Here is a 14,406-nt window from a genome sequence, read left to right on the forward strand (position 1 = left end):
TTTATTCCTTTATATTTCGTCTTTTATTTTATTTAGTTCATCTATTTTTTCAAGATATTGTTCTTTTTCTTTCTTTACAAACTCTATTCTATCTTGGTTTATATCCAAATATTGTTCTTTTGAGTACTTTATAATTTTAAAAAGATAGTTTCTTTTTGAAGTTAAGAAATCTTCTATTTTTTCGAAACCAAAATTAGCTTTAAGTTTTGCAACTATTTCATCTTCCCTTGGACAATTTATTGAGAATCTTGATGGTTCTTTTTTATACAATTCTTCACTTTCCAATATTTGTTGTTCAAAATGGGCTATAGTTGCTTGAGTTATTTGAATATATGAGTAAGATAATGCTCCATTAAAATAAGCAAATTTTTTTCTAAGTGCTGATATATTTTCCAAAATTGCTTTATAAAATGCTCTTATAACATTTTCATAAACTTTTGCAGCAAAGTGTCTAGTATTTGAGAACTCAATATCTGATGCTATTTCTCTTTGTTTTCTTATAAGTTCATAATTTTCTTGCCACTTTGATATATCATTTTTTACAATTCTAAAAACATCTCTAAAAGCTTCATCTGTATCAAGTTCTATATTTTTAAGAAGTTTAATTGACCGTTTAAACATTTTGTCTATTGTTTGATCATCATAAAATAGTGCTTTATAAACTGCATCAGAGTTAATCCAAAAAGTTTCATATTCAAATTTTTCTATTTTACCACCAAAAAGAGATTTTGACTCTTCAAATCTTGATGATTTCTTTTTGTTGATATTTTTAAATGTCTCTTGGGCTATTTTTTCCATAATATTTTCTAAAGAGTTATAAATATTGTAAAGTTCTTTTGAGTATTTTTTGTATATGTTATCAAATGATTCAATTACAAGTGGTTCACAAGACTCCAAAATATCAACTAAAGCATCATAAACTTTTATAATTGTTTGATACTCATTTGACAAAATATCACAAAAACTTTTTAAATCTTTTTTTATGGCAAATTCTTTTGCTTCTGCAGCTTGTGGACGTATAGTAGTATCAATAAAATTTAATACTTCTTGAATATTTGAATCATCTAAAAGTTTTGTATTATCAGTATTGTCACTATTCTTAATATTCTCTATATTTTTTAGATAAGTGTCAAATTCATTTTTAAATAAATCTAAACTATCGTCTTTTGATAGGTAATCTTTAAAATAATTTAGGATAGTATTTTTTTCATCTTCAACTAAAATATCTTTATGACTTGCTCTACCTTCAAGTGCTTTAATCGCAGAAATAGGAACAACTTTTGCAAAGTATTTAGAAAATTTTTCACTTACATATTTTGTAGTTGTTTCTACTTGTTCTTTAGTTAATTTATCTTTTTGATTTAAAACACATAAGGATTTATTTTTAAAATGTTGCATATATTCTTCTAGTACTTCAGCTTCTGATAGTTTCCCAGCATTATCTATTAATGTTAGCCAAATAATTCCACCAACATCTTTTAATACCTTTTTGGTAATATCTGTATCGCTTTGAGATTGTGAATTAAGACCTGGAGTATCAACAAAAGAAATATCTTTTAAAATAGGCATTGGAGCATATAAAGTAAGATATTTAATATTTTTCATTTCATCTTGTCTTTGATCTGTAAAATCAGCAATACTTTCTATTGGAGCGTATTCTTGAACTCCTGAATAATATGTTATTTTTAATTTGTATTCATCACCATAATTTATAAAATTTACTTTAGATGTAACTGGAGTAATTCCTGTTGGCAAAATATTCCTTGAAAGTAATGCATTTAAAAATGTTGATTTTCCAGCACTAAATTGCCCCGTAATAGCAACTTCCATAGGATACCTAGCTCTTCTTATTTGCTTATTTAATATAGCCTTTAATTGAATAGATGGATGAAATTTTTCATCAAGAAGCTTATCAATAGTTTTTTTTATTTCTCCTACTAAACCATCTTCATATATAATTTCATTTTGAAGACTTTCCTGTTTATATTCATTTACAAAACTTTTTAAAATATTTATATTTGCACTCATTAGTGTAATCCTTTAATATTAAGCAAGATATTTTCTAGTCTTTTTATATTTTTATGAATATTTATAGATAATTGAGCTCTGTTTTTATCATTTTCTTCAAATGATGATAGTTGTTGTAAACTTTGCTCTTCACTGTTTAATCTTTGTTCAAAAGCTTTTAAAGGTGCATTTAAAGTTGTAAAGAATGTATCTATTAAGATAGAACTTACTTTATTGGCTTTTGTTTTAATGTCCTCTTCAATTGCATAAAACTCATTTGTTATAATTTCTGTTAAAGCTCTATCAAGCTCATTCATCTTTCCATCTTTTGCATTTGATACGGCTTGAATTACTTGAGATACTAATACTTCATTATTTGAAGTCAAAAATCCAGATTTGAAATCATCTTGAAAAAATCCACGAGCATCAAAGTTATCATTTTTATGCCCTATTGCAAATCCTAAATCATGATACTTTTGTTCACATTGTTCTCCAATTGTTTGAGATTTTTTAATAAATTTATATCTATAATCTCTTATTACATCAATAATTCCATCTTTTATTGCAGTTTCAACAATAACTTTTACTCTTGAATTTTCTGGTCGTTTTTTAGTTTTTTCTAAAGAGTATCTAACATCATTTACAACTCTTTGTTTGATAATATTTTGAAGTTCTGATAATTCACTTTTTAAAAAAGCTTCAAGAGAGTTTATATATGATTTTGCATCATTTTTATAATAATTTATATCTTCTGTCATTGAAGATAATACTCTTTTATTTGCATCTTTCTTTTTATTGAAATCTAGGAGTTCTTTTTCTAACTCATCTTTTGATTTACTTAAAAGAGTTAGTTCATAATTATTTAAGCTTATTTGTTTATCTATGAGTCTATTCAACTGTATTTTTGTAGATTGGATTACCAACTCTCCCTTTTGTGAAGAGTTACCAAATAAAGTATCCATTAAATAATTTTCAATTTCTAAAATACCAGTATCTTCTAAAGCAAATCCAGCTTCAAGTGCTTCTTTTTCACGTCCAGTTCGATGTAATAACGCCATATACCCAGAAATAGGAACAAATTTAATTGTTTTTAAAATATGATCAAGTTGAGAGTCTTTATTTTGTGCTTTTAGTTGTTTTTCTATAGAACTTTTTGTATAGTTTATAACTTCTTCAAGATTTTTTTTGCTTACAGTGTCGGCCCTTGTTATTACTACTAATAATTTTGAAATATTTTGATATAAAACAGCATCAATTATAAATTCAATATCTTTTAAAGTTGCACTTTGAGATACATTCATTAAATGTAACATCATATCACACTTGCTAATGTAATCTTTTGTTATCTCTTCTCTTTGAATTACAGGGTCATCAAGCCCTGGTGTATCAACTATTTCTATACCATCGCTTAAAAAAGGAAGATTTGAACCTAATTCCACATATTTAACTAAATTACATTTCTTTTGGCTATGTTCTGCAGAAGTGTAAGAAGCTAAATTATTTATATCAACTTCATCAAATCTTGAATTAGGTTTTATATAATCATTTAGACTGTCTTTAAAAACTCTTTGAGTTTCATTTACAAACTCTTTCATACTTTCAAGTTGTTTTGCAGAATTTTCTATTTTTTCCCACTCTTTTGTGTTCCAGTAAAATACTTTTGCATTTTCATTTATATTATGTTTTACTATAGTTAAATTCGCAGTTTCAGGTACAACAGCACTTCCTAAAATTTCTTTTCCCATTAAAGCATTTAACATTGTAGATTTACCAGCATTCATAACACCAGTTATTCCAATAGAGAATTTTTGATTGCTTATATACTTATTTGTATTTTCAAGTTCATTCAAAACTTCTTTATTTGAGAGTTCGTTTTTGAGTTCATTAATAATATTTTCAATTGAATTTTTTAAATCTTTAAATGAACTTTTATGATCATCATCTATTTTATGTAAATTTGTATTTAAATCATCATTTGAATTTTCTAATTCTTTATCATCAAATAAAGATATTAATTTAGAGTAATTTTCACTATTTAATATATTTTCATCTTTTAAATATTCAAATGTTGAGTGAATAATGTTTATGAATTTTTTTGTTTTATTGTTTAATATTATCTCTACAATATCACTTTGGATATGATGCAATTCAGTAATATTTGAGGGTGTTTTTATATCTATTTGTTGACACAATGTTTTAAATGATGTTAAGTTTATGTATTTATCATAATTTTTTCTATTAGCACTAATTATTAGTGCAAAAATAGTAAAACTGTTTTCATCTAAAACAGTATTTAAAGATTCAATATCTAAACTTTTTTCAAATGAAATACCATGGTATAGTAAAAAATAGTCACTTGCTAAACTCATCATCTCTCCTAAATAAAAAAAGTTAAATATCTATAAATACATGATATTTAACTTTTTCTATTTTTTATATTTATGAGAGATTTACTCTCATAAATAACTATCTAAGTGCTACTAATTTTCTTCTTAAGTAAGCAATTTTATTTTGTAATGGTAAGTGTTTTGGACAATGATCTTCACAAGCTAGTAAAGACATACAACCAAAAATTCCATCATCATCTCCAATTAATTCATAGTAATCATCAGCTGTTCTACTATCATGTGGATCTATTTCAAATCTAGCAACTCTATTTAATCCAACTGGACCAACAAAATTTGGTCTCATTAACATTGTTCCACAAGAAGCAACACAAATACCGCACTCAATACATCTATCAAGTTCAAATGTATCATTTGCAACTTTTGGTTCAATTCTATCTTCTAATTTTGAGATGTCAACTTCATGATTTGAATGAACCCAAGATTCAACTCTTTTACTCATACCATCCATCCATTTACCAGTATTTACTGATAAATCTTTGATTAATTCAAAAGCAGGCATAGGCATTAATTGTAATTTCCCAGATGGGTAATTTGCAATTAAAGTTCTACAAGCAAGAGCTGGTTTCCCGTTTACCATCATTCCACAGCTACCACAAATACCTGCTCTACAAACAAAGTCAAAAGATAAATCTGGATCATGTCTTTCTCTAATTTGCATCAAAGCTATAAAAAGAGTCATACCAGGAGTTTCTTCTAATTTATATTCAACAAAGTGAGGTTTTGAAACCTTACTTCTTGGATTGAATTTTAAAACTGATATTGTAATTTCTCTACCTTGTTTTGCACTCATTATTTATCTCCTGCTCTTTCATTTTTCTCTTTATAGTTCATTGGTAAATCAAAAGGCATTAATGCATGTTGGATTTCATGTCTATCTTTTCCTTCATTTTGCATTTTTTCAGTTATTTCATCAACTTGAGCTTGTCTAATCGCAGATTCATCATGTTCTATAATCATTCCTTTTGCACCATATCCTCTAAATGCTGGAGGTAATTCCATAGTCATAATATCAAGTGGTTCATAAGTTATTTCTGGTTCAATAGCATCTTTTGAAGGCCAAGAAGTTAATGTTCTATTTAACCAGTTTGCATCATCTCTTTTTAAGAAATCTTCTCTATAATGTGCTCCTCTTGACTCTGTTCTATCTCTTGCTCCTTTTGCCACACAAAGTGCAACTTTAAGCATTTTTGGAACTCTATATGCTTCTTCAAGTTCTGGATTTCCAGATTTTTCTTTAGATTTTACATTTATTTGTTTAGTTTTTCTTAATAAGTCTTTTAATTCTTCAACAGCTTCAGTCAGTGGTTCTCCACTTCTAAAAATACCAACTTTCTCATCCATTAGATTTTGCATTCTATTCTTAATTCTAAAAATATCTTCAGTACCATTATAAGATAAAATTTCATCAAGATAAGCTTCTTGCTCATCTACAAATTTTTTAACTACAGCCGTAGGAATTGTCACATCATTTGTTAAACAATAATCAGCAAAATAGTTACCAATAATCATACCAGCAACAACTGTTTCAGATACAGAGTTTCCTCCAAGTCTATTAAATCCATGCATATCCCAACAAGCAGCTTCACCACAAGCAAATAATCCTGCTAATTTTTGTGATTCACCAGTTGGTTTTGTTCTAATTCCACCCATTGAGTAGTGTTGCATTGGTAAAACTGGAGCCCAACCTTTTGGACCTTCATCAGCTGGATCAATACCATTAAATATTTGACAAATTTCTTGAACATCTCTTAAGTTTTTCTCAATATGTTCACGTCCTAGAATTGAAATATCTAGCCAAACATGGTATCCATAAGGAGAAGGAACACCTTTTCCATTTCTAATATGTTCAATCATTCTTCTTGAAACAACGTCTCTTGATGCTAGTTCTTTTTTCTCAGGTTCATAATCAGGCATAAATCTATGACCATCAACATCTCTTAAAATTCCACCATCACCTCTACAACCTTCTGTTAAAAGAATTCCAGATGGAACGATTGGTGTTGGGTGAAATTGTACTGCTTCCATATTTCCTAAAGTTGCAATTCCAGTTTCAATTGCAATTGCAGCTCCTGTACCTTCACAAATAACAGCATTTGTAGTTTGTTTAAATACTCTTCCATATCCACCAGTTGCGATACATGTACCTTTTGCAACATAAGCTTCTAACTCACCAGTAATTAAATCTCTTACAACTGCTCCATAACATCTATTATTTTCATGAATTAAACTTAAAGCTTCTTTTCTATCTCTTATATCAACATTATGTTTTAAAGCTTCATTTGCAACACCAAATAGCATTGTATGACCTGTTGCATCTGCTGTATAACAAGTTCTCCATTTTTTAGTACCACCAAAATCTCTTGATGTTATTAGTCCATGTCTATCATCATCTTCAGTAATAGTTGTTTTCTTAGCATTTATAACTGCTTCTCTTGTTCCAGCTTCAACTCTTGACCAAGGAACCCCCCAAGCAGCTAATTCTCTAATAGCTTTTGGTGCAGTATGAACGAACATTCTAGCAACTTCTTGATCACATCCCCAGTCAGAACCTTTTACAGTATCAGCAAAGTGTAAATCTTCATTATCTCCATCAGACATTTTTGAGTTACCTAAAGATGCTTGCATACCACCTTGAGCAGCCGCGCTATGAGATCTTTTAACAGGAACTAAAGATAAAACTATTGTACTTAAACCTTTTTTTTGTGCAGCAACAGCAGCTCTAAGTCCTGCAAGTCCCCCACCAATAACTAATGCATCACAGTAATTAATTTTCATTATGCGATTCCTCCAACACTTTTAGTTTTTAATTCATAATTTATAATTTGTGCAGATGATGGCTTAAATGAATCTCTTGGGATATTATTTTTAGAGTTTTCATAACCTATTTTCATATATGCTGCAAGTGTTGCAAATCCTAAAACTAAGAAGAAAACAGTTAAAGCCCATTTAACTTTTTTAAGTGCTTTTCTAGTAGCTTTTGGATTATCTCCATCAAACCATCCCCACTTAACACAGAGTCTATATAAACCAATTGTTCCGTGGAATTCAACTGCTAATAATAAAAGAATGTATAATGGCCACATATACTCTTCCCAAACTCTTGCACTACTTTCGTATGGTCCAATTTGATCTGGATGAGTCATTATTATATAAATATGAATTGAACCCAAGAAGAACATTGCAAAACCAGTGAATGCTTGGATAAACCAAAGTTTTGTATCATCATGATTCATACTTTTAGAGTGAGTTTTAATTAATTGGTATTGTCTAAAGTTACCAGGTAATTTTCTCATACCTAAAGCCGCATGTACTATAAATATCACAAAAATAACTAAAGCAGCAATTGATACTAAAAGTGGATTTCCACCTTCAAATATGAAGCTTCCTTCAAGTAATTTTGTAACTTGATACATAAAGTCATTTGACACTAGAATAGATGCAACTAGCATCATATGCGCCCACATAAATAAAGCTAAGAATCCACCTGTAAAACTTTGAATAAAATCAAGTTTAGCTGGGAGTCTGCTTTTCTTTCTTTCAACTGTTTTCCCTAAATAACCTTCTATTAGGTCACTCATTTGCAATCCTTTCTTTGAGATTTTAGATTTAGCTAAAATAATATCGAAATAATGGTTTAAAATTACTTCAAAGTATAGATGTTTTTTTGATTTTATAGTTGAAATATTGTAGAAAAGTTACACTTAGCCCCTCTTCATTTAAGGGGCTAGATTAAACATAATTTTATTGTGTTACTATATTTAACACTTTAGTTTATAAATAGAGATTTAACAGCTAATTGAGCAAAATTTATTAATGTATCAATATTTAATACTGGAATAAAGAATACAATAGCAGAACCTATTCCTCCAATTACTGTTAAGATTGCTACAAAAAGTATTGCATACGTTGATACTCTTTTATCATCAAAATCTTCATCTTTACAACCATCTTGTGGTGGATAGAAATACATAACAGCAATAAGTCTTAAATAGTAATAAACTGAAATTATAGTAGCTAAAATAGCTAAAACAGATAAAGCTGTATAACCAGCTTTAATAGTTTCTGTAAATACATAAACTTTTCCTATAAATCCAATAGTTCCTGGAATTCCAGCTAAAGAAAGCATAAAAATTGTCATCATAGCAGCCAAAAATGGTCTTTGTTTTGCTAAACCTTTAAAGTCATCAAACGTAACTTTTACATTTGTTTCAGAGATAATATGTGAAGCTAATCCAAATGCTCCTAAAGCTGATACTAAATATGCTATTAAATAGAACATTATAGAGTATGCAGCTTCAATATTTAGTATAGCTCCCCCTTGATACGTTAAAGCAATAAATGCTAAAAGTAAATATCCTGTATGAACTATTGAAGATGCAGCTAACATTCTTTTTACAATTTGTTGAGTAATAGCAAGCCATGTTCCAAAAATTAAAGTTAGTATAATTACAATTTGTAAAATTCCATCCCAGAAATCAATAATTGGTGCAGCATACTCTAATATAACTCTTAAGAAGAAGGAGAATATAGCGATCTTAAATGTAGATGCCATATATGCTGTAATAACCATCGGAGCACCTCTGTAAATATCAAGTACCCAAGATTGAAATGGAAATGCAGCAATTTTAAATAAAAATACAAAGAATACTAGAGTTAAGCCTATGTAAATAAGTGTTAAATCATTTGAACCATTTGAAATATAAGTATAAATATCAGCTAAATTTGTACTTGCTGTTGCACCATAAATTAAAACCATTCCAAGTAGATAAAATGCTCCAATAAATGAACCTAAAACTAAATATTTAAAAATAGCTTCAACTCTTTTTGAATCATCACTATTGTAACCAACCATAATATAAACACTAAAAGAAGCAATTTCTAAAGCAATAAATGCTGTTATTAGTTCATTTGCTTGTGCCAAAATCATCATTCCAAATAAAGCAAATAATAAAATTGAGAAGAACTCACCTTTAAAATAACTTCTGTGTTGTAAATAGTGTTCTCCAATTAAAAGAGTTAAAAGAGTTCCTAAAATAAGCAATATATTAAAGAAATTTGAAAAAGTATCAAATGTTAAAACATTAGTTAAAAAACTTTCATAAGGTTGAACTGAATATAGAGTATTTACATTTAATAATGCAAAAATTAAAGCCAAAACTAAAAAGATTGAAGATACAACAATATGACTTTTTACACTAACTTTTTCATACATACTCATAAATAGTAGAGTAATAGCTCCTACTAAAACCAACAAAGTTGGTATTAGGTATATAAATTGACTCATCTTGTTGCTCCAATATGTAGAATGTCTTGTAAATAATGTGTTACTGTTGGTTCAAATTTATCTATGAATACTTCTGGATAAAATCCCATAACAAATACTAAAATTACCCAAGGAATAAGTCCCACAATCTCTTTGATTTTTAAATCTCTCATTTTAAGTTCTGTTGAGCCTTCAGGTCTATCTTGTAAAATTGCTCTTTGAAACATCCAAAGCATATAAGAAGCTCCAATAATTACAGATAATGCGGCAATAATTCCTAAATAAATATTGAAATTAAATACTCCAAAAATAATTAAAAGTTCAGATACGAAACCATTAGTTCCTGGTAATCCAACATTTGCAAATAACATAATTGCAAAAATAAATGTAAAAATAGGTGCTTTTTTAGCAATTCCACCCAAATCTTTTATAGTTTTAAAACCTGTTTGTTCTTGCATTAATCCTACAAGTAAGAATAGTGCTCCAGTTGCTATTGCGTGAGCAATTATTAAATATAATGCTCCATTTATACCATAAGAATTTAATGAAAAAATACCAGCTGCTATAAAGCTAAGGTGTGAAGCTGAAGAATAAGCAAACATTCTTTTAATATCATCTTGCATAAGTGCTGCAATTCCAAAATAAACAAGTCCAAATAGACCAATTATCACAAACCAAGTTGCAAAATCTACATAAACTTCTGGAAATAGTGGTATTAAAAATCTAACAACAGCATAAATACCTAGTTTTGCCATAATTGAAGAAAGTATAAATACAGCACCTGTTGGAGCATTTTTATATGTTTCCATAATCCATGTATGAAGTGGAAATAGTGGAATTTTGATTGCAAATGCTGCTAAAAATGCTAAGAATAACCATACTTTTTCAGAATAACCAATATTTGAAATAGTCATTAATTTATCATAAGCAAAAGACCAAACTCCAAATTCATTATGATAAGCAACACCTAAATAAAGTATTGCTACAAGCATAAGAAGTGAACCAGCCATTGTATAAACAGTTACTTTAATAGTTGTAAATACTTTATTTCCAAATCCATATTGTCCAATAAGTAAGAATACTGGTAGAAGCATAATTTCCCAGAAAAAATAGAAAAGTACAACATCTAAAGATAGTAAACTTCCAGTAACACCACTTTGAACTAAAAGCATATTTATCCAATAACCTTTAGTTTTTCCTTCCCATAAAAGAAGGTATGAAGTAGGGATTAATATAGCAATCATCATTAAGATTGTAAGAGAAAATCCATCAAGTCCTAAATAATAATTTATACCATATGTTTCAATCCAAGCAACATTTGTAACAAATTGCATACTTGAACTTGGTTCAAATTCTATGTAAACTTTTAATACTAATGCTAATATAACTGTTGTTGTTAAAAAAGCAATATTTCTAATAGTATTAACATCTTTTGTAGTAATTAGTAAACCAAGTGCTACAACTGCTGGTAAAAATATAATAAACGAAAGAATATCTGCACTCATATTACAACCCTAATGAAATATATAAATATACAAATATACAAGACATTCCAACTAGCATAAATGCTGCATAGAATCGTACATTTGCATTCTGAATTAATGCAACTTTTTTACCAATTTCAACAAAATTTGTTGAAGATTTCATAATAAAGCCATCAATTACCTTATCATCAAGAACTTTATCGATAAATTTCGAGATAGCTTTTGTTGATTTTACGAATAGGAAATCATAAAGTTCATCAACATAGAGTTTATTTCCTATGAATCCTGTTTCTAATTCTGGTTTTGATACATCAAAATTTGCATATTTTTTATATGCAACAAAAATACCAGTTGCTGCAACAATTACTGATAATGCCATTAAAATGTATTCTGTACTATGAGAAAGAGTTATCGTTTTTGATTGTAATTGTCCAAGCCAAGAATCAACTAAATGACTTCCTCCAAAAATTGCAGGGAAATTTAAAAAACCTGCACCAACTGCTCCAATAGCTAATATCAGAAGAGGTATAGTTATAGTTCTTGATGTGTAAACATAATCTTTTCTATGGTGATTTGGTGCAACAAAAACTATAAAATATAATCTAAACATATAAAATGCTGTTAAAAATGCTGTAAATAGTGCAATACCATAGATTAAATATTGACCTTCTTGGAATGCAGCTGCTAAAATTGTATCTTTTGAGAAGAATCCAGAAAATGGTGGAATTCCTGAAATTGCAATAACTCCAATTAAAAATGTAAATCCAATAATTGGTAAAGATGCTCTATGTTGGGCAATTTTGAATATATTTTGTTCGTGGTGAAGTGCTAATATAATTCCACCAGCTCCCATAAACAGCATAGCTTTAAAGAATGCGTGAGTAAAAACATGGAATAAGCCACTTGAATAGAAACCTAACCCAACAGCAATAAACATATATCCTAATTGACTCATAGTTGAATAAGCAAGAATTTTCTTAATATCAGTTTGTCTTGTTGCAATAATTGCAGCTAACAGTGCTGAAAATGCTCCAATGTATGCTATAAATATACCTATTTCTTCAATTCCTGAATACAAGAAATGAAATCTTGCTACCATATAAACCCCAGCAGTAACCATTGTTGCTGCGTGAATTAATGCTGAAATTGGAGTTGGACCTGCCATCGCATCTGGAAGCCAAGTATAAAGTGGAATTTGTGCTGATTTCCCCATAGCTCCAACAAAAAGTAAGAAACCTGCAAGTAATAACCAACCATTTGTTGTATTTCCTAAGTTAGCTTCAATAGAAGAGAAAGACAAATCGACTTGACCTAAAGCAAAGAATAATGTTGCTATTCCAAGTAAGAAACCAAAATCTCCAACCCTATTTACTATAAATGCTTTATTTGCAGCAACAACATTCTCTTTATGTCCATAATAAAATTTAATTAAAAGGTATGAACAAACTCCAACACCTTCCCAACCAATAAATAAAATGATAGGATTGTCTGCTAAAACTAAAATAAGCATTGAAGCTAAGAAAAGATTGAAGTATGCAAAAAACTTACCAAATCCTTCATCTCCTTTCATATAACCAACAGCATAAATATGAATTAACCAACCAACAAATGTTACAAACATTGACATAAAAATAGATAAATTATCTCCTAAAAATGCCATATCAATATTTAGATTTGAAACATTTAGCCAAGTAAATAAGTGTTGCTTAAATACTATTTTTTCTTCAATCATTCTTAAAAATAGACTTAAAGTAATCAAAAAAGACATTAATGGAGTTAAAGTACCTATGATTGCAAAATAGTTTTCACAAATTTTTTTCTTTTTTATATTATAAAAATATAATGCACCATTTAAAATAGCACCTAAGAGTGGTGCTAAAATAATCCAAATTAGTAAATTTGTACTCATTTATTCTCTCCTTGTGAAAGAGATGTAAATAGATCTGTATCTAAAGATCTTTTTGATCTAAATAGCAAAATTATAACTGATAAAAATATTGCAGCTTCAGCAGCAGCAATTGATATAACCATGATTGTTATAATTTGTGGATCAATATTAAAGTGATATCTTGCAAAAGTAACTAAAAATAGATTTATACCATTTAACATAAGTTCTATTGACATATAAATTACAAAGATATTTCTTCTAGCAATTACTCCAATTACTCCAATTGAAAATAATATCATAGCTACAACTGCATAAGAAGTAAGCGTTATCATTCTTAATCCTCCTGTGAAGTTATTTTAGATTTTCTTCTTTTTGCAAGAACAACAGAACCAACAAGTGCAATTAAAAGCAAAATTGATATCAACTCAAAAGCCACAATCCAGTTATTATATAATTCTAAACCAACTGATTTTATCTTTCCAAAATCACTTTCAATTGGTGACAAATCTTTTGTTGGAAGATTTGATACAGCTTTTAGAACCAATACATTTAAAGGGATCATCAAAATTGCTCCAAAAGCTATTAATTGATATTTTCTTGGCTCTCTTGGTAAATCTTCTTCTTTGATATTTAAAAACATTAGAATGAATAAAATCAAAGCCATAATAGCACCAGCATAAACAATAATTTGAACCATAAATAGTAAAGTTGCATTTAAAAGTGCAAACATACCAGCGACACTAAGCATTGTAATTAATAATCCTAATGCACTAAACATAGGGCTTTTATATACAAGCATAGCAATAGCACCAGTTATCGCAAAAAATGCTAAAGCAATAAATATTATATCAGCCATTATTCGAAATCCTTTGATTTTTCATTTGCCATTAAAGCTTTTTTGTTTAATACAAAATCTTCTCTTTTTGAAGATGTAAAAGAGAAAATTCCAGTATCCATTCGTATTGCATCACAAGGACAAGCTTCTACACAATATCCACAGAATACACATTCTAGTAAATCTATTTTAAACTCTTTTGGTCGTTTTTCATCAACACCATCAAATCTCTCTTCAGCTTCAATAAATATACACTCTGCTGGACAAGCTGTTGCACACATAAAACATGCAACACACTTTTCAGTTCCATCATCATGTTTTGTAAGTCTATGAACACCTCTATATCTTGGAGTTATATCTGTTGGTTGAACTTCAGGATATTGAAGAGTATTTACTCCTCCAACATCTTTTAAATTCTTAAAAAAGTGTTTAAAAGTTGTTTTCATACCACCTGCAATCCCAGGTAAGTATAATTTATCTTTTAGTGAATTTCCGTATCTTGGTACTACTTTTATTGCCAT

11 protein-coding genes are annotated in these 14,406 nt (G+C 28.7%); all 11 read right to left on the reverse strand.

Annotation, left to right across the window (positions count from 1 at the left end):
- Positions 1-9: 9 nt before the first annotated feature.
- The 11 genes from ACNSOS_RS08605 to ACNSOS_RS08655 all read right to left on the reverse strand — a co-directional run bounded on the left by ACNSOS_RS08605 (position 10) and on the right by ACNSOS_RS08655 (position 14,406).
- Positions 10-2,028, reverse strand: a complete 2,019-nt coding sequence (locus ACNSOS_RS08605) for a dynamin family protein (RefSeq protein WP_418184973.1) — start codon at positions 2,026-2,028, stop codon at positions 10-12.
- Positions 2,028-4,376 (reverse strand): dynamin family protein, encoded by a 2,349-nt coding sequence (locus tag ACNSOS_RS08610; RefSeq protein WP_418184974.1) that lies wholly within the window; start codon positions 4,374-4,376, stop codon positions 2,028-2,030. The genes ACNSOS_RS08605 and ACNSOS_RS08610 overlap by 1 nt, the downstream gene beginning before the upstream one ends.
- Before the next feature lie 97 nt (positions 4,377-4,473).
- The gene (locus ACNSOS_RS08615; RefSeq protein ID WP_113894263.1) at positions 4,474-5,205 is read right to left on the reverse strand and encodes a fumarate reductase iron-sulfur subunit; all 732 of its coding nucleotides are present in this window, start codon (positions 5,203-5,205) and stop codon (positions 4,474-4,476) included.
- Positions 5,205-7,190 carry a fumarate reductase flavoprotein subunit gene (locus tag ACNSOS_RS08620; protein WP_113908717.1) on the reverse strand — a complete coding sequence of 662 codons (1,986 nt, stop codon included), beginning with the start codon at positions 7,188-7,190 and terminating at the stop codon, positions 5,205-5,207. The genes ACNSOS_RS08615 and ACNSOS_RS08620 overlap by 1 nt, the downstream gene beginning before the upstream one ends.
- Entirely contained in the window at positions 7,190-7,993 is an 804-nt protein-coding gene (locus ACNSOS_RS08625) for a fumarate reductase cytochrome b subunit (RefSeq protein WP_418184975.1), read from the reverse strand. The genes ACNSOS_RS08620 and ACNSOS_RS08625 overlap by 1 nt, the downstream gene beginning before the upstream one ends.
- Before the next feature lie 188 nt (positions 7,994-8,181).
- Positions 8,182-9,699: an NADH-quinone oxidoreductase subunit N gene (locus ACNSOS_RS08630; RefSeq protein ID WP_418184976.1), complete on the reverse strand. Its 1,518-nt coding sequence runs from the start codon at positions 9,697-9,699 to the stop codon at positions 8,182-8,184.
- Positions 9,696-11,183 (reverse strand): complex I subunit 4 family protein, encoded by a 1,488-nt coding sequence (locus tag ACNSOS_RS08635; RefSeq protein WP_113894267.1) that lies wholly within the window; start codon positions 11,181-11,183, stop codon positions 9,696-9,698. Before ACNSOS_RS08635 ends, ACNSOS_RS08630 begins: the two co-directional genes overlap by 4 nt.
- 1 nt (position 11,184) lies before the next feature.
- Positions 11,185-13,071 carry an NADH-quinone oxidoreductase subunit L gene (gene nuoL / locus ACNSOS_RS08640; protein WP_418184977.1) on the reverse strand — a complete coding sequence of 629 codons (1,887 nt, stop codon included), beginning with the start codon at positions 13,069-13,071 and terminating at the stop codon, positions 11,185-11,187.
- A complete protein-coding gene (gene nuoK / locus ACNSOS_RS08645; protein ID WP_113894269.1) occupies positions 13,068-13,382 on the reverse strand; it encodes an NADH-quinone oxidoreductase subunit NuoK in 315 nt (104 codons plus the stop codon). Before nuoK ends, nuoL begins: the two co-directional genes overlap by 4 nt.
- A gap of 2 nt (positions 13,383-13,384) precedes the next feature.
- Positions 13,385-13,906 (reverse strand): NADH-quinone oxidoreductase subunit J, encoded by a 522-nt coding sequence (locus ACNSOS_RS08650; protein ID WP_418184978.1) that lies wholly within the window; start codon positions 13,904-13,906, stop codon positions 13,385-13,387.
- On the reverse strand, positions 13,906-14,406 hold the full coding sequence (locus ACNSOS_RS08655) for a NuoI/complex I 23 kDa subunit family protein (protein WP_113894271.1): 501 nt from the start codon (positions 14,404-14,406) through the stop codon (positions 13,906-13,908). Before ACNSOS_RS08655 ends, ACNSOS_RS08650 begins: the two co-directional genes overlap by 1 nt.

This window comes from Aliarcobacter vitoriensis (assembly GCF_048320235.1).
In the GTDB taxonomy this organism is placed as follows: domain Bacteria; phylum Campylobacterota; class Campylobacteria; order Campylobacterales; family Arcobacteraceae; genus Aliarcobacter; species Aliarcobacter vitoriensis.

Bases quoted from the DNA above. Each gene is read 5' to 3' on its own strand.
- nuoK (WP_113894269.1), bottom strand. From the start codon at position 13,382: ATGATAACGCTTACTTCTTATGCAGTTGTAGCTATGATATTATTTTCA.
- ACNSOS_RS08655 (WP_113894271.1), bottom strand. From the start codon at position 14,406: ATGGCAATAAAAGTAGTACCAAGATACGGAAATTCACTAAAAGATAAA.
- ACNSOS_RS08630 (WP_418184976.1), bottom strand. From the start codon at position 9,699: ATGAGTCAATTTATATACCTAATACCAACTTTGTTGGTTTTAGTAGGA.
- ACNSOS_RS08620 (WP_113908717.1), bottom strand. From the start codon at position 7,190: ATGAAAATTAATTACTGTGATGCATTAGTTATTGGTGGGGGACTTGCA.
- ACNSOS_RS08625 (WP_418184975.1), bottom strand. From the start codon at position 7,993: ATGAGTGACCTAATAGAAGGTTATTTAGGGAAAACAGTTGAAAGAAAG.
- ACNSOS_RS08605 (WP_418184973.1), bottom strand. From the start codon at position 2,028: ATGAGTGCAAATATAAATATTTTAAAAAGTTTTGTAAATGAATATAAA.
- nuoL (WP_418184977.1), bottom strand. From the start codon at position 13,071: ATGAGTACAAATTTACTAATTTGGATTATTTTAGCACCACTCTTAGGT.
- ACNSOS_RS08610 (WP_418184974.1), bottom strand. From the start codon at position 4,376: ATGAGTTTAGCAAGTGACTATTTTTTACTATACCATGGTATTTCATTT.
- ACNSOS_RS08615 (WP_113894263.1), bottom strand. From the start codon at position 5,205: ATGAGTGCAAAACAAGGTAGAGAAATTACAATATCAGTTTTAAAATTC.
- ACNSOS_RS08635 (WP_113894267.1), bottom strand. From the start codon at position 11,183: ATGAGTGCAGATATTCTTTCGTTTATTATATTTTTACCAGCAGTTGTA.
- ACNSOS_RS08650 (WP_418184978.1), bottom strand. From the start codon at position 13,906: ATGGCTGATATAATATTTATTGCTTTAGCATTTTTTGCGATAACTGGT.